The following is a 15,422-nucleotide window of genomic DNA, read 5'->3' on the forward strand; positions in this document are numbered from 1 at the left end:
TCAGCCCACCTTGCCGGCGAGATCGCCCGCCAGCCCGTTCAGGACCGACTCGGCACCCTTCCCGCCGTAGATCTCCTGGAGGGCCGCCGCCCAGCTGGTCGTGGCGTCGAAGAACTGGGCCTGCGGGGTGAACTGGATCTTCGTCTGGTCGACGACGGTCTCGAAGGTCTCGATGAAGCCGGGCAGGTGCCGCATCTTGTCCTTGTAGGCGGCGTCGGCGGCGACCGACTTCCGTACCGGGTCGATGTGGTTGTGCGTGATCGCGCTCCTGCGCAGATGCTCCTTGCTGGTCGCCCACTGGAGGAACAGCCAACTGGCGCTCTTCTTCCTGCTCTTGGCGTTCATGCCGAGCGACCAGATCCACATGTTGGTGGCGAGCGACCCGCCCGGCCCCTTCGGCCCCGGGTGGAAGGCGATCTTCCCGGAGGCGGGGCTGGCCCCCTCGACGGCCTGGAAGTAGGCGGCCGTGTCGGCGTCGAACAGCATCCCGGCCTTCTTCGCCCCGAGGTCGCTGGAGCACTGGTACCAGGTGTACGACGTCCAGGACGGCGGCCCGCCCCGCTTGACCATGCCTGCCCAGTCCTCCGTGAACGCGATGGCCTGAGGGGTGTTCATGGCGGGTGTGAGCTTCTCACCGGAGACCGTGAAGTCGCGCAGCCCGTTCCGGGCGTACATGGTCATGAAGCCCGGATGGATGGTCGCCCAGCTCCGCGACCCGCGCACGGCGATGCCGTACATGCCGTCGAACCCGGCGCCGGGCGCCTTGTCCTTGATGACCCCGGCGATCTCCCGCAACTCCTCGAAGGTCTCGGCGGGTCGAAGGCCCAGCTTCTTGAACACCTCGGTGTTGTAGGCGACGACGTTCGTCTCCCACCCCCACGGCAGCGCGTACTGCCCGCCCTTTCCGAGCGGCGCGCCCGCCTTCAGCGACCACTGGTCGGCCTGGAGGAGGTTGGGGAAGAAGTCGGCCTGGTCCCATTCGGCGCCCGTGGCCGAGGAGTTGCGCATCCACGGGCCGAGGTCCTCCAGCCACCCCGGCGGCCCGTACTGCCACACCATGTACGCGCCCAGCATGAAGACGTCGTAGGAGGCGCGCCCGCTGGACAGGTCCACGGTGAGCTTGTCGAAGTAGTTGTCCTCGGGGAAGACGTCGTACTCGACCTTGATGCCGGTCTTCTCGGTGAACGCCTTCAGGTCGGCGATCAGCGCGTCCGTGTACGGATGCTTGTTGAGCAGCGCCTTGACGGTGGTGCCCTTCTCCCGCTTCCAGTCGAAGGAGCCGGTGACGTCGTCCGCGGCCGAGCCGTCGCTCTTGTCGTCGTTCCCGCCGAACCCGGCACCGCAGGCGGACAGGACGGGGGCCGCGGCCAGGGCGGCGCCGAGCGCGAGGAAACGTCGTCGGTCGTGCGCGTGCGTGTCCATCCATGACCTCCAGGTGGGGCTGGGCCAGGTGCTGGGTAACACGTCGAGTCGACTCGATAACAGAGGGTGTAACGGCGGAAGATGGCCGTCAATCCCTCGCGCACGCCCAAATCTCAGGGCAGAGTGAGAAGTTCACGGATCAATGTGTGCTCAGCGTGTGCGGGAGGCGGGATGGAGCAGGAGACATGGCTCGGGATCGACCTCGGGACCCAGAGCGTCCGCGCCCTGCTCGTCACGGCCGACGGCACGGTCCTCGGCAGCGGCTCGGCCCCGCTGCGGGGACGGCGTGACGGCGTACGGCACGAACAGGACCCGGGGGAGTGGTGGACGGCGGTGTGCATGGCCTCCCGGGCGGCCCTGCGCGATCACTCCGGCGGGGTCGGCGGCCTCGCGGTGTGCGGCACGTCCGGGACCGTGCTGCTCACGGACGACGCCGGGCGGCCGGTGAGCCCGGCGCTGATGTACGACGACGGGCGGGCCTGGGCGGAGGGGGAGCGGCTGCGCGGGGCGGGCCTCGCGGTGCAGAACACCTGGGGGCTGCCGAAGGCGCTGTGGCTCCGCCGGATCCATGGGCCGGGCCGGATCACCCACCAGCCCGACGTGATCACCGCCCACCTCACGGGCGGGCCCGTCCCCACCGACTCCAGTCACGCCCTGAAGACGGGGTACGACGCGGCGGCCGAGGCCTGGCCGGACGTGCCGGGCCCGCCGGTGCCGCTGCCCGGTGTCGTACGCCCCGGCACCCTCCTCGGCGAGGTCCGCGCGGGTGCCGCCGAGGCCACCGGCATCCCCGCCGGCACCCCCGTCGTCGCCGGGATGACGGACGGCTGCGCGGCCCAGATCGCGTCCGGCGCCCTGCGCGCGGGCTCCTGGAACTCGGTGCTCGGCACCACCCTGGTCCTCAAGGGCGCCTCCCCGACGCCGGTCCACGACCCGACCGGCGTGGTCTACAACCACCGGGCCCCCGACGGGAGTTGGCTGCCAGGGGGAGCCTCCGGCGTCGGCGCCGGTGTGCTGACGGCGGCGTTCGCGGGGGCGGACCCGGCGGTGATGGACCAGCGGGCGGCGCGGCACGAACCGGCCGGGGCCATCGCCTACCCGTTGGTCTCCCCGGGCGAGCGCTTCCCCTTCCTGGCCCCCGGGGCGACGGCCCTGCTCCTCGGTGAGCCCGCGGGCGAGGCCGACCTGTGGGCCGCGCTCCTCCAGGGCGTCGCCTTCACCGAACGCCTCTGCCTGGACTACCTCCACCACCTCGGCGCCCCCCTCGACGGTCCCCTCTCCTTCACCGGCGGCGCCGCCCGCAGCCCGTACTGGAACCAGCTCCGCGCCGATGTCCTGGGCCGCGAGGCACGGGTACCGGAGCAGACCGAACCGGCCCTGGGAATGGCCGCGTTGGCGGCCCACGGCGTCACCGGCCGGCCCCTCCCGGACATCGCCGACCGCATGGTCCGCGTCCGCACGGTCGTCACCCCCCGCCCCGACCGCACGACCCGCTTCGCCGAGCCGTATGCCCGCCTGGTCGACGAACTGACGGCCCGGGGCTGGCTGCCGCCCCCGGTCGCGGCACATGCGCACGCCCGTCTGGGCCGGGATACTGCGGACTCATGAGCAGCGCGACCCTCCTCCTCGCCCGTCACGGTCAGACCGTCTGGCACGCCGAGAACCGCTACGCCGGTGTCAGCGACATCGCCCTCACCGACGAGGGCCGCGCCCAGGCCGAGGCGCTCGGACGCTGGGCCGCAGCGCACCCCGTGGACGCGATCCGGACGTCCACGGTGTCCCGGGCCATCGCCACCGCCGCCCCCGCCTGCCGCGCCCTCGGCCTCACCTCCCACCCCGAACACGGCCTGCGCGAATGCGACTTCGGGGTGGTGGAGGGGCGGACGCTGGCCGAGTTCGCCACGGAGAACCCGACCGCCGCGGAGGCCTTCCGCACCGACCCGGTGGCGAACCCGTTCCCCGGCGCCGAGGACCCGAGGGAGGCGGCGGCGCGCGGCACCGAGACCCTCCGCCGCATCGCACGGGACCACCTCGGCGAACGGGTCCTCGTCGTCGCCCACAACACCCTGCTCCGGCTGGTCCTGTGCGAGCTGCTGTCCATCCCGCTCAGTGAGTACCGCCGGGTCCTCCCGCGGTTGCGCAACGCGGCGATCACCGAACTCCGCGTGACCGCCGCGGGATCCGCCGCACTTCTCTCCCTCAATGTGCCGTGCGACCTGCGCTTTCCGTAGCACCATGGGCACATGACGGAGATCGACACCTCGGTACCCCATTCGGCCCGCATCTGGAACTACTGGCTCGGCGGCAAGGACAACTACCCGGTCGACGAGGCGGCGGGCGACGCGTACACCGCCGTCTTCCCCGGCATCGTCACCATCGCCCGCAGCAGCCGCGCCTTTCTCGGCCGCGCCATCCGGTACCTGGTGCAGGAGGCGGGCGTACGTCAGTTCCTGGACGTCGGCACCGGCCTGCCGACCGTCGACAACACGCATGAGGTCGCCCAGCGGATCGCTCCCGAGTCGAGGATCGTCTACGTCGACAACGACCCGCTCGTCCTGACCCACGCCCGCGCCCTGCTCACCTCCACCGCGGAGGGCGTGACGGCGTACGAGGACCTGAGCCTGTACGAGCCGGAGCGCATCCTGGACCAGGCGGGCAAGACCCTCGACCTCTCCCGGCCCACCGCCCTGATCCTCAGCGGCATCCTCGGCCACGTCGCCGACCACGACCTGGCCCGGGACCTCGTCGCCCGCCTCCTCGCGGGTCTGCCCTCGGGCAGCTACCTCTGCGTCAACGACGGCTCGCGTGGCACCGACCCGGACTACGAGCAGGCCCAGGACGGCTACAACGAGACCGGTGCCGTCCCGTACTTCCTGCGCCCGGTCGAGCAGATCACCGCGTACTTCGAGGGGCTGGAACTGGTGGACCCCGGTGTCGTCTCGGTGCCGCTGTGGCGCCCGGACGCCGGCGCCCGCCCGGAGCCGATCGGCCAGCACGGCGGCGTGGGCCGCAAGCCGTAGCCGCCGCCGGAACGGAGGAAGCCCCCGCGAGTCACGTCCTCGCGGGGGCCTCCGTCATTCCGCCTGCCACGTGAAGGGTGAGAAGACGATCACGAGCAGGACGTATTCATACACCCCTCAGGGCGCGAGCAGCAGCACATCCGCACGGGACCTGGCCGCCTCGTAACGCCGCGCCACGTCCTGCCAGTTGACGACGGCCCACATGGCGTCGATGAAGTCGACCTTCTGGTTCCGGTACTGGAGGTAGAAGGCGTGCTCCCAGGCGTCGAAGACCAGGATCGGCACCGAGCCCTGGCCGACGTTGCCCTGGTGGTCGTAGACCTGCTCCACGACGAGACGGCCGCTCAGCGGCTCGTAGGCCAGCACGCCCCAGCCGGACCCTTGCGTGGTCGCGGCGGCCTTGGTGAGCTGCGCCCTGAACCCGGCGTACGACCCGAAGGACTCGGCGATCGCGTCGGCGAGGTCGCCCACGCCGTCGGCGGCGAGCGGCTCACCGCCGCCGTCGCCGGTCATGTTGTGCCAGTAGATCGAGTGCAGGATGTGCCCGGAGAGGTGAAAGGCCAGGTTCTTCTCCAGGCCGTTGAGCGCCCCCCACTGCTCCTTGTCCCGCGCCTCCGCGAGCTGCTCCAGCGTGTCGTTGGCCCCCTTCACATACGCCGCGTGGTGCTTGTCGTGGTGCAGCTCGATGATCTCCGGGCTGATCACGGGGGCGAGCGCCGCGTAGTCGTACGGCAGTTCAGGGAGCGTGTAGACGGGCATGAAGGTCCCCTCAAGAGCTTGTTGCAAGTAGCTTGCAACAACAAGCTAACAGCAAAAAGCCCCCGGGTGGATCACACGGGGGCTTTCGGGCGGTCGGTTCAGGTCAGCTCGCGGCCCGCCTGCGCTGCCACGCGTAGCCCACGGCCGCCAGCACCACCGTCATCACCCCGGTCGAGTACAACTGCACCCGCGTGTCCGCCTCCCGCGCCATCAGCACGAAGATCCCGGCCATCCCGGCCAGCGCCACCCAGGTCAGCACGGGGAACGCCCACATCCGCACCGTCAGCTTCTCCGGCGCCTCGCGCTCCAGTTGCCGGCGCAGCCGCAGCTGGGAGACGGCGATGAAGATCCAGACGACCAGGATGACCGCGCCGATCATGTTGAGCAGCCAGGAGAAGACGTCGTTCGGGCGCCAGTAGCTCAGCACCACGCAGGCGAACCCGAACACCGAGGACACCAGCACGGCCACCCGCGGCACCCCGCCGGAGACCCGGCCCAGCGCCTTCGGGCCCTGCCCGCGCTGCACCAGCGAGTAGGCGATGCGCGAGGAGCCGTAGATGTTGGCGTTCATCGCGGACAGCAGGGCGACCAGCACGACCACGTTCATCAGCTGACCCGCGCCCGGAATGCCGAGGGAGTCGAGGGCGGCGACGTACGGGCCCTTGGCCGTCACGGCCTCGGAGTCCCACGGGACCAGCGTCACGATGACCGCCATCGAGCCGATGTAGAACAGCGCGATGCGCCACATGGCGGTGCGGACCGCGGTGGCCACGCCCCGCACCGGGTTCTCCGACTCCGCCGCCGCGATGGTGACCGTCTCCAGACCGCCGTACGCGAACACGGAGGCGAGGATGCCGATGACCAGGCCCTCGCTGCCGTTCGGGAGGAGGTCGCCCAGATGCGAGGCGCCCGGCGAGTCCGTGCCCGGGAGGACGCCCGCGATCGCCAGCACCCCCAGCACCAGGAACAGGCTGATCGCGCCGACCTTCAGCGCCGCGAACCAGAACTCGAACTCGCCGAAGTTCTTCACGGCGGCGAGGTTCGTGGCGCAGAACACCACCATGAACAGCGCCACCCACGCCCACTCCGGCGTCCCCGGCAGCCAGCCGGTCACGATCTTCGCCGCGCCGATGCCCTCCAGGCCGACGGCCGTGCAGAGCAGGACCCAGAACGACCAGCCGGCGGTGAAGCCCGCCCAGGGGCCGATCGCGCGCTCGGCGTGGGCGGAGAAGGAGCCCGAGGACGGATACGCGGCCGACATCTCGCCCAGCATCCGCATGACCAGCATCACGAGGAGCCCGGAGAGGGTGTAGGCGAGGACGATCGAGGGCCCGGCCGCGGCGATACCGGCGCCGGAGCCCACGAACAGTCCGGCGCCGATCACCCCGCCGAGGGCGATCATCGACAGGTGGCGCTGCTTCAGGCCGTGGGAGAGGGAGGCGCCGGGCTCGGGTGGGGCCGGGGCGGCGGTGGTGCGAGGCATGGGAGCGATTCGTCCAGTGCGTGAGACGGCGTGCGGGGGGCAAAAACGCCCACAGTCTGGGCAGCCTCTCCGGTCAGGAGGAGAGGCTGCCCAGTATGCGGACACCGTCCGTACAGGCCGTGACTAGGCGGCCACGCTCGTGTAGTGCGAGGCGTCGCCCTCCACCGAGTAGCTCTCCTTGCCCTCGATGCCGACCGGGATGTCCCCGGCGACGGTCACCCGGTGCAGACGGCGGGCCTGGCGGTCGTAGTTGTCGACGGCGTAGTGCTGGGTGATGCGGTTGTCGAAGAGGACCAGCTGGTTCGGCGACCAACGGTGGCGCAGGATGTGCTCCGGCCTGACGACGTACGACTGGAGCAGGTCGAGCAGGGTGCGCGACTCGGTCACCGACAGACCCACGATGCGCTGCGCGAACCCGCCGATGAACAGGCCGCGTTCACCGGTGAGCGGGTGGACACGGACCACCGGGTGGGCGGTGCGGTACTTGATGGAGGTGAACTGGGCGCGCTGGGCGGCCTTCTTCTCGTCGATGTCCTCGGCCGGTACGGCGTAGTCGTAGTCGTTGGTGTGCTCGGCCCACAGCGTGTCCGCCAGCTGCCTGAGCGGGTCCGGCAGACTCCGGTACGCCGCCGCGGAGTTGGTGATCAGGGTCTCGCCGCCGTACGGCGGGAGCGTGATGCTGCGCAGGGTGCTGGCCTGCGGCGGGTTGAGGACGAAGGTGACGTCGGTGTGCCAGTGGCTGGCGCTGCCCTGCTCGCTGTCGACGGGCAGCACGTTCGCGGCGCCGTCGACGGCGGGGACGGTCGGGTGGGCGGTGGTGAGGTCGCCGAAGTGGCGGGCGAAGGCCTGCTGGCCCTCGTCGTCGAGGTCGACGTCGTCGAAGACGAGCGCCTTGTGGATGTTGAGGGCCTCACGGAGGGCGGCGACGGTCTCGCCGTCCAGCGGCTTGGCGATGTCCACGCCCAAGACCTGGGCGCCGATGTGGGCGGTGACCTTGCGGATGTCGATCGTCATGACGGTCAGTCCTTTCAGACCAGGGTGGCGGTGTACTGGTTGGCGGGGCGGGGCAGGCCGTAGCGCTCCCGCAGGGTGCGGCGCGGGCCGTACTCCTCGCGGAGCAGCCCGCGGGCGCGCAGGATCGGGACGACGTGGTCGACGAAGAGGTCGAGGCCGGAGGGCAGCACGGCCGGCATGATGTTGAAGCCGTCGGCGGCGCCGAGCGTGAACCACCGCTCGATCGCGTCGGCGACCTGCTCGGGCGTCCCGGCGAAGGTGAGGTGCCCGCGCCCGCCACCGAGCCGGCCGATCAGCTGCCGTACGGTGAGCCGCTCGCGCCGGGCGAGTCCGACGACCAGCGTGTACCGGCTCTTGGCGCCCTCGATCGCGTCCTCGGAGGGCAGGTCGGCGGGGAGCTGAGCGTCCAACTCCAGAGTGCCGACCGGAAGTTGGAGCAGCCGCTCCAGATTGGCCACCCCGTGCTCGTGCACGATGTGGTCCTCCAGCTCCTGCTCCGCGGCCCGTGCCTCGGCCTCCGTCGAGCCGATGACCGGCACGATGCCGGGCAGCACCTTGAGGTACTCGGGGTCCCGACCGGCCTGGACGACCCGGGACTTGAGGTCGGCGTAGAAGTCCTGCGCGTCCTTCAGGGTCTGCTGGGCGGTGAACACCGCCTCCGCGTACCGGGCCGCGAACGCCTTGCCGTCCTCGCTCGACCCCGCCTGCACCAGCAGCGGGTAACCCTGCGGGGAGCGCGGCACGTTGAGGGCGCCGCCCACGCTGAAGTACGTGCCCTCGTGCCGGGGCGGGTGGATCTTGGTGTCGTCGCCCCAGACACCGGTCGCCTTGTCGGCGACGATCGCGTCGTCCTCCCAGCTGTCCCAGAGCTTCAGCGCCACGTCCAGGAACTCGGCGGCCCGCGCGTACCGTTCGGCGTGCGCCGGCTCCGCGTCGAGACCGAAGTTGCGGGCGGCCTCGGCGCCGGCGGTGGTGACGATGTTCCAGCCCGCCCGGCCACCGCTGATGATGTCGAGCGAGGCGAACTTGCGGGCCAGGTTGTAGGGCGAGTTGTAGGACGAGGACGCGGTGGCGATCAGACCGATGTGCTCGGTGGCCGTCGCCAGCGCGGTGAGCAGCGTCAGCGGCTCAAGGGCGCCCGCGGGCCGCTGGCTGACACTGCCCCACAGCTGGGGGCTGTCGGCGAGGAAGAGGGAGTCGAAGGTGCCGCGCTCGGCGATCCGGGCCAGCCGGACGTAGTGGTCCAGCTCGACATGCGCGTACGGATCGCTCTCCGGAAGCCGCCAGGAGGCCTCGTGGTGCCCGGTGGTCATCAGGAACGCGTTCAGGTGCAGCTGTCTGGTGGTCATCGGTGGTGCTCCTCCGGGAAACCCAGGTGGGTGGTCATGCGAGCCCTCCGGCACGCCGGGCGATGGTCATGCGTGGTCCTCCGTCACTCCGAGCGCCCTCAGCAGCCGCTCCCGGTACTCGCTCAGCAGCGGATCGCGGTACGACCGCGGATGCGGCGGCTCGACGGTCAGGTCGAGCCCGATCCGCCCCTCCTCCAGCACCAGCACCCGGTCCGCCAGCACGATCGCCTCGTCCACGTCGTGCGTGACCAGCAGCACCGACGGCCGGTGCCGCTCCCACAGCTCCCGCAGCAGGACGTGCATCTTGATCCGGGTCAGCGCGTCCAGCGCCCCGAACGGCTCGTCCGCGAGCAGCAGTTCGGGCTCCCGGACCAGGGACCGGGCGAGCGCCGCCCGCTGCGCCTCCCCACCCGACAGCTCGCTGGGCCAGGCCCGCTCCCGCCCCCCGAGCCCCACCTCTTCGAGCGCGGCCCGCCCCTTGGCCTCGCCGTCGGTGCCCAGCAGTACGTTGTCCAGGACCCGGCGCCAGGGCAGCAGCCGCGAGTCCTGGAAGACCACGGATATCCGCTCGGGGGCGGTGAGCTGACCACTGCCGGTCACCTGGTGGTCGAGGCCCGCGACGGCCCGCAGCAGCGTGCTCTTGCCGGAGCCGCTGTGCCCGAGGAGGGCGACGAACTGTCCGGCCGGGATGTCGAGGTCGATGCCGTCGAGGACGGTGCGCCCGTCGAACGACCGGGTGAGTCCGCGGAGTTGGACGGCGGGGCGGGTCAGTTGCTCAGTGTGCGTCGCCATGACAGCACCCTCCTTTCGATGAGACGGACCGCGCTGTCGGAGGCGAGGCCGAAGACGCCGTAGACGACGAGACCGACGAGGATGACGTCCGACTGGCCGTAGTTCTGGGCCTGGAACATCAGATAGCCGAGGCCGCTGGTGGCGTTGATCTGTTCCAGGACCACCAGGCCGAGCCAGGAGCCGGTGACGCCGAGCCGGAGTCCCACGAAGAATCCGGGCAGCGCGCCGGGGATGACGATCTGCCGGACGAACTGGAACCGGTTCAGCCCCTGCACCTCGGCGAGTTCGACGAACCGGCTGTCGATGCCGGACAGCGCGGCATGGGTGTTGAGGTAGATCGGGATGTAGACGACGATCGCGATGATGGCGATCTTGAAGGTCTCGCCGATGCCCAGCCAGAGGATGAACAGCGGGATCAGACCGAGGGTGGGGATCGCCCGGTTGAGGTTCACCGTCCCGTCGATCAGCGCCTCCCCGACCCGGCTGAGCCCCGCCGCCAGCGCCAGCGCGACCCCGGCGACCAGCCCGATCGCGAAGCCGGACGCGGCCCGCTGGAGCGAGGTCAGGATGTCGGTGCGCAGGGTCCCGTCGGTCCACAGATGGGCGCCGGTCTCCAGGACCGTCCAGGGGGCCGGGATCGCGGCGGTGTCCAGCCGGCCCGCGGCCGAGGCGGCGGCCCACAGGGCGAGCAGGAGGACGGGGCCGACGAGGCGGGCGGCGGGCAGCCGCTTGCCGGGGGAGAGGCCGCGGCGCCGGCGCCGTACCGTCTCCGGGGCCTGTGCGACGACCGGAGCCGTCGCCGTCGTGGTCACAGCGCTCACTTGCGATACTCCTCTGCTACGGACTTCGCGGCGATGCCCTCGAAGCGGTGGTCGAACAGCGAGGCCACGTCGAACTTCTTCACGAAGCCGCCCTCCGCCAGCAGATCGGCGGTCTCCTGCTCCCACTTGATGGCCTCGCTCCAACTCGGCGGGAACAGCGGCTTGTTGGCGAGCGCGGTGATCCCCTGGGCCTGCGCGAGGGTCAGGTTCTGCGTCTTGACGTAGAACTCCTCGTTCCAGACGTCGGGGTTCTCGTACGTCCAGACCTGGCCCTTCGCCCAGAACGGGATGTACGCGGCGACCGCGGCGGCCTTCGCCTCGTCGTTCAGTACGGAGGCCGGCGCCCACAACAGGTTGAGCAGGTCGACCACGTCCGTGGTGATGACCCGGGCGCCCTTCGCCTCGTACTGCGAGAGATAGGCGGGCGACTGGGTGTTGCCGAGCGGGGCGATGTCCACCTGGCCCGACTGGAGGGCGGTGAGGAACTGGTTGCTGGTCAGCGGGACCAGCTTCACGTCGTCGTAGGCGAGGCCCGCCTTCTTCAACGCCCGCAGCAGCACGACCCCTTGGGCCTGCCCCTGGGAGAAGGCGAGCTTCCTGCCCCGGAAGTCCTCGACCGTCCTGATGTCGCTGCCCGGCTTGGTGGCGAAGACGTAGTTGGGCTTGCGGGTGATGTTGATCGCGACGATCTTCGCGTCGAAGCCCTGGTAGTACGCCTGGATCGGCGGAATACCCGCGTTGTTGGCGAGGTCCAGGGACTTGGCGCGGAAGGCGTTGATCACATCGGGGCCGGCTCCGATGTTGACCCAGCTGGACACCTTGAACGGCAGTTCGCCCAACTTGGCCAGCTTGAACTGGAGTTGCTGGGTGTCCTGATACGAGGCGACCTTCAGGGCCGTCCCCGCCGGGACCTTGTCGGCGAGCGGCGCGGTCGAGGCGCCCTCACCGCCGGTGGCGGCACTGGACTCGGCGCAGCCGCTCAGCCCCGCGACACCGGCCGCGGCGCCGAGGACGGAGGTGAGGAAGAGTCGCCGGTCTATGCCGGACGTACGGGAAAAAGGCATGGGAGGACTCCCTGAATTGGTGCAGGGGAAACATGAAATACACGGGAAAACGCGGCGGGAAATAAATTCACGCGGCGGAAACGAGCGCGTCACACGGGGCAGGGTGTCAGCAACAGAAGGCGAGACAGTGCAGGTGAGGGCTCATGAACACGATGCTCGCGGCCATACGGAACCCCTGTCAACATTCGGAGTTTCTGAATTAAATAGCCTCAGGTGACGCGGTCAGCGGATCCCGGTAGAGCACGTCCAGGGCGACCGAACCCCCCGCCACCGCGAGCACCGAATCCGGGAAACTCGTCGGGATCACCGACCCCGCCCGCCCGGCCCCGACCTCCGCCCGCAGCGCCGCGAGGCAGTCCTCCCGATGGATCGCGCCGACCTCGGTGACGACGACGGCCTCCGGATTGAGGATGTCCAGCAGCAGCCCCGCCGCCCGGCCCGTCATCCGCGACCGCTCCACCAGCAGCCGTACGGCCACCGGGTCGCCGTCCGCCGCCGCCCGCACCAGATGCATCGGGTTCACCCCGGCGATCACCCCGGCCGCCCGCGCCCTGCGGCACAACGTCCGCTCGCTCAGCTCGGCCTGGAGGCAGCCGGTCCGCCCGCACTCGCAGGGCTCGGTACCGCCCGGCACCGGCAGATGGGCGATGGCGCCCGCCTGGGAGCGCGGCCCGTGATGCACCTCGTCATGGGTGGCGAACGCCGCGTCGACCACATTGCCGACGAACAGATGCAGCACGCTGAGGCTGCCGCGCGCCCGCCCGAAGAGCCGCTCCGCGTTCACCAACGCCCGCGCGTGCCCGTCCACATGGACCGGCAGCCCGGTGCGCGCGCCGATCAGCTCCCGCACCGCCACGTCCCGCCAGCCGAGCAGCTGATGCTCGACGACGGTCCCGGTGTCCCGGTCCACCCAGCCGCCGGCCGCGAAGCCGACGCCGAGCGGCCGGCACCCCGGGGACGCCGCCAGCAGCGCGCCCAGCCCGTCGGCGGCCCGTGCCAGCACCGGCCCGGGATCGGTGCCGTCCGTGTGCCGCAGCTCCCGCGAGGCGACCACCCGCCCCCGCAGATCGAGCAGCGCGACCGTCGTATAGGGCACCGCCACATGGACGCCGCCCACGACGAACCGCGACGAGTCCAGGTCGACGGGCACATGGGGCCGGCCCACACCGTTCGACCGCCGGGGCGCGGCGGCCTCCTCGATCAGCCCCAGCCGGGCGAACCGGGCGCAGTAGTCGGTCACCGACGCGGGCGACAGCCCGGTCAGCCGGGCGATGGTGGAGCGCGCCACCGGCCCGTGCTCCAGCACGGACCGCAGGACGATGCTCGCGCTGGTCCGCCGCCGGTCACTGTCGGCGGCGCGGGCCAGGGTGGACGTAACGGTGGACGTAAGGGTGGGCATGGTGATCACCTCGGGGGCCGGTCCGACTCTGCGCCGTACGCGAGGGGCGAGACCGGAACGGGGCCTCACCCAGGACGGCGACAGGCGGCAGCACTCACACGCCGCAGGTCGACATGGCGACGCGACGTGAGGAAGAGGGCCTGGGCAACCATGGCTGGAAGGGTAGGGGGCGCCGACCGGATCCGGCCAGAGCGCGTCCCAGCATTTGGTGGGACCCTACAGACGCCGTTCACACTCGACACGTGAGTGAAACGTCCCGGCCTCAGTGACCGGCATCACGCTGTACCGGGTGTAACCGACACCCTTTGTATGGAGACCACCAAGTCGCCGCTCCAGCCTTTGTCGACCGCTGACGGTGATCGGCGCGAGGCGCCCGGGATAGCGTCGCGATGTCCCGTCCCCGTCACCTCGCGGAGTCCCCATGAGCACCGCCGTCGCCCCCGTCCGCCCCGGTCAGGTCCTCGCCGACCTGCTCCCGGCCTCCCGAGTCCGCGACCTCGCGCTCGTCGTCGGCGGCGCCGCGCTCACCGGCCTCGCCGCCCAGATCTCCGTGCCCGTGCCCGGCTCTCCGGTGCCGGTGACCGGCCAGACCTTCGCCGCGCTGCTCGTCGGCACCACGCTCGGCGCGGGGCGCGGCTTCCTCTCCCTCGCGCTCTACGCCCTCGCCGGCGTCGCCGGTATGCCGTGGTTCGCGGGCGCCACCTCCGGCTCGGCCGCCCCGTCCTTCGGCTACATCCTCGGCATGATCCTCGCCTCCACCGTCGTCGGCGCCCTGGCCCGCCGCGGCGCCGACCGCTCCGTGCTGCGCACGGCGGGCGCGATGCTGCTCGGCGAGGCGATCATCTACGCCGTCGGCGTCCCCTACCTCGCCCTCGACCTCGGCATGTCCGCCTCCGCCGCCGTCGCGGCCGGCCTCACCCCGTTCCTGCTCGGCGACGCCCTCAAGGCGGCCCTGGCGATGGGCCTGCTGCCGAGCGCGTGGAAGCTCATCAAGCGCTGACGTCGTCACCGTCATAGTCACCGTCACCGAAGAGGTTCGCCGGGTCGTAGGTCGACTTCACCTCGGCGAGCCTCTTCCGTGTCTCGGCGTCGTAGAGCCCTTCCCGCCGGTCCCCGCCGCCGAAGGCGAAGTTGACCGTCCGCCCGAGCGTGTGCGGTGCGAGCACCCCGAAGGCCGGATCGAGCAGCGCCCGCGCCTTCTCCCGTTCCCCCGCGGTCAACAACCGCACCAGGAAACGCCCTTCACGCCACGGCACCGAGTTCTCGGCGGGCCGCGCGAGCGCCCCGCCCAGATGGTTGACCTGTACGACGACCATGGCTCCGGAGTCGGGCCCGGTGCGCCGCAGCAGCTCCCCGCCCGCGCCCTCCGCGTCCAGCTCACTCAGCACCGCGCTGTCCCCGTAGTAGGCGTGCGGGAAGTCCGGGTCGCTGTGGATGGTGTGGCTCTCGGCGTACGGCAGCTCCCGCAGCGAGTCGCCGAGCACCGGCCCGATCTCCCGCAGCGGAGCGACGAGTCGCTCCCCGCCCTCGCCCGTGTGGGCGACCCGCACGGACAGCACGTACCGCCCGCGCAGCTGCGGCGGCAGCGCCGGCAGATCCGGGTACGGTACGGCGGTGAAGGACGAGGTCAGCCCGTCCGGCACGGTCCGCGTCCAGGCCTCGTACGCCCGCAGCGCGGCAGCCGGGTCGACCTCACGCCCGTCGAAGGCGAGCGAACCGCCGTACAGCGTCCGCACGGGGACGAGTCCGATCTCCAACTCGGTGACCACCCCGAGCCGATGGCCGCCGCCGAGCAGCGCCCAGTACAACTCGGAACCCGGCATGGCACGGTGCAGCCGTCCGTCGGCGGTCACCACGTCCAGCCACCGCACATGATCGGCCGCGTACCCGAACTCCCTGGCCAGGAGGGGGAGTCCACCGCCCAGTGTGTAGGAGACGGCGCCGACGCCCGGCGCGGACCCGTTCAACGGCGCGAGCCCGTACGGCGTGACCGCCTCGACCACCTGCCCCCATCGCACGCCCGCCTGTACCCGGACGGTACGGGCGTCGGGGGCGACGGTGATCCCGTCCATCCGCCGGGTGGAGAGGAGCACGCCGCCGATGACCGGCCCCTGCCGCCCGTGCCCGGTCGCCTCCACGGCGACACGCTGCCCGGTGTCGGCCGCGTGGCACACGGCGGCGATGACCTCCTCGGCGGTGGCGGGGGTGAAGACGGTGGCGGGCCGCAGATCGAACGCGGTCTGGAATCCGACGAGTTCAGTTCCGTTCTCGTGATTCATGGACCTCATGATGGAGGCAT

15 protein-coding genes are annotated in these 15,422 nt (G+C 71.2%); 4 read left to right on the forward strand and 11 right to left on the reverse strand.

Annotated features, from left to right (window positions below; all coding sequences use genetic code 11):
* Positions 1-1,422 (reverse strand): ABC transporter substrate-binding protein, encoded by a 1,422-nt coding sequence (locus tag OG885_RS29625; protein ID WP_405737132.1) that lies wholly within the window; start codon positions 1,420-1,422, stop codon positions 1-3.
* A gap of 171 nt (positions 1,423-1,593) precedes the next feature.
* Here OG885_RS29625 and OG885_RS29630 point away from each other — a divergent pair, with 171 nt between their 5' ends.
* The 3 genes from OG885_RS29630 to OG885_RS29640 are packed head-to-tail and all read left to right on the forward strand — an operon-like array spanning position 1,594 to position 4,442.
* Positions 1,594-3,030, forward strand: a complete 1,437-nt coding sequence (locus tag OG885_RS29630) for an FGGY-family carbohydrate kinase (RefSeq protein ID WP_405737135.1) — start codon at positions 1,594-1,596, stop codon at positions 3,028-3,030.
* Positions 3,027-3,653: a histidine phosphatase family protein gene (locus OG885_RS29635; RefSeq protein ID WP_405737138.1), complete on the forward strand. Its 627-nt coding sequence runs from the start codon at positions 3,027-3,029 to the stop codon at positions 3,651-3,653. The genes OG885_RS29630 and OG885_RS29635 overlap by 4 nt, the downstream gene beginning before the upstream one ends.
* 12 nt (positions 3,654-3,665) lie before the next feature.
* Complete coding sequence (locus OG885_RS29640) at positions 3,666-4,442, forward strand: SAM-dependent methyltransferase (RefSeq protein WP_405737140.1); 777 nt, start codon at positions 3,666-3,668, stop codon at positions 4,440-4,442.
* Between the two features lie 117 nt (positions 4,443-4,559).
* Here OG885_RS29640 and OG885_RS29645 read toward each other — a convergent pair whose 3' ends face one another.
* From OG885_RS29645 to OG885_RS29685, 9 genes are all read right to left on the reverse strand, one after another.
* The gene (locus tag OG885_RS29645; protein ID WP_405737142.1) at positions 4,560-5,201 is read right to left on the reverse strand and encodes a superoxide dismutase; all 642 of its coding nucleotides are present in this window, start codon (positions 5,199-5,201) and stop codon (positions 4,560-4,562) included.
* 103 nt (positions 5,202-5,304) lie between these two features.
* Positions 5,305-6,684 (reverse strand): amino acid permease, encoded by a 1,380-nt coding sequence (locus OG885_RS29650; RefSeq protein WP_405737144.1) that lies wholly within the window; start codon positions 6,682-6,684, stop codon positions 5,305-5,307.
* 123 nt (positions 6,685-6,807) lie between these two features.
* On the reverse strand, positions 6,808-7,698 hold the full coding sequence (locus OG885_RS29655; RefSeq protein WP_405737146.1) for a TauD/TfdA dioxygenase family protein: 891 nt from the start codon (positions 7,696-7,698) through the stop codon (positions 6,808-6,810).
* A gap of 14 nt (positions 7,699-7,712) precedes the next feature.
* Positions 7,713-9,047: an LLM class flavin-dependent oxidoreductase gene (locus OG885_RS29660; RefSeq protein ID WP_405737148.1), complete on the reverse strand. Its 1,335-nt coding sequence runs from the start codon at positions 9,045-9,047 to the stop codon at positions 7,713-7,715.
* 66 nt (positions 9,048-9,113) lie between these two features.
* Positions 9,114-9,839, reverse strand: a complete 726-nt coding sequence (locus tag OG885_RS29665) for an ABC transporter ATP-binding protein (protein WP_405737150.1) — start codon at positions 9,837-9,839, stop codon at positions 9,114-9,116.
* Positions 9,815-10,660: an ABC transporter permease gene (locus OG885_RS29670; protein ID WP_405737153.1), complete on the reverse strand. Its 846-nt coding sequence runs from the start codon at positions 10,658-10,660 to the stop codon at positions 9,815-9,817. Before OG885_RS29670 ends, OG885_RS29665 begins: the two co-directional genes overlap by 25 nt.
* Positions 10,657-11,724, reverse strand: a complete 1,068-nt coding sequence (locus OG885_RS29675) for an ABC transporter substrate-binding protein (RefSeq protein WP_405737156.1) — start codon at positions 11,722-11,724, stop codon at positions 10,657-10,659. Before OG885_RS29675 ends, OG885_RS29670 begins: the two co-directional genes overlap by 4 nt.
* 199 nt (positions 11,725-11,923) lie before the next feature.
* Positions 11,924-13,123, reverse strand: a complete 1,200-nt coding sequence (locus OG885_RS29680) for an ROK family protein (RefSeq protein ID WP_405737159.1) — start codon at positions 13,121-13,123, stop codon at positions 11,924-11,926.
* 65 nt (positions 13,124-13,188) lie between these two features.
* Complete coding sequence (locus OG885_RS29685; protein ID WP_399957314.1) at positions 13,189-13,275, reverse strand: putative leader peptide; 87 nt, start codon at positions 13,273-13,275, stop codon at positions 13,189-13,191.
* A gap of 269 nt (positions 13,276-13,544) precedes the next feature.
* Here OG885_RS29685 and OG885_RS29690 point away from each other — a divergent pair, with 269 nt between their 5' ends.
* Complete coding sequence (locus OG885_RS29690) at positions 13,545-14,123, forward strand: biotin transporter BioY (protein ID WP_405737162.1); 579 nt, start codon at positions 13,545-13,547, stop codon at positions 14,121-14,123.
* Here the strand turns inward: OG885_RS29690 and OG885_RS29695 are convergent.
* Positions 14,113-15,402, reverse strand: coding sequence for an FAD-binding oxidoreductase (locus tag OG885_RS29695; RefSeq protein WP_405737165.1), 1,290 nt, complete (start codon positions 15,400-15,402; stop codon positions 14,113-14,115). The genes OG885_RS29690 and OG885_RS29695 overlap by 11 nt on opposite strands.
* Positions 15,403-15,422: the final 20 nt, after the last annotated feature.

The organism is Streptomyces sp. NBC_00028 (genome assembly GCF_045041065.1).
In the GTDB taxonomy this organism is placed as follows: Bacteria; Actinomycetota; Actinomycetes; order Streptomycetales; family Streptomycetaceae; genus Streptomyces.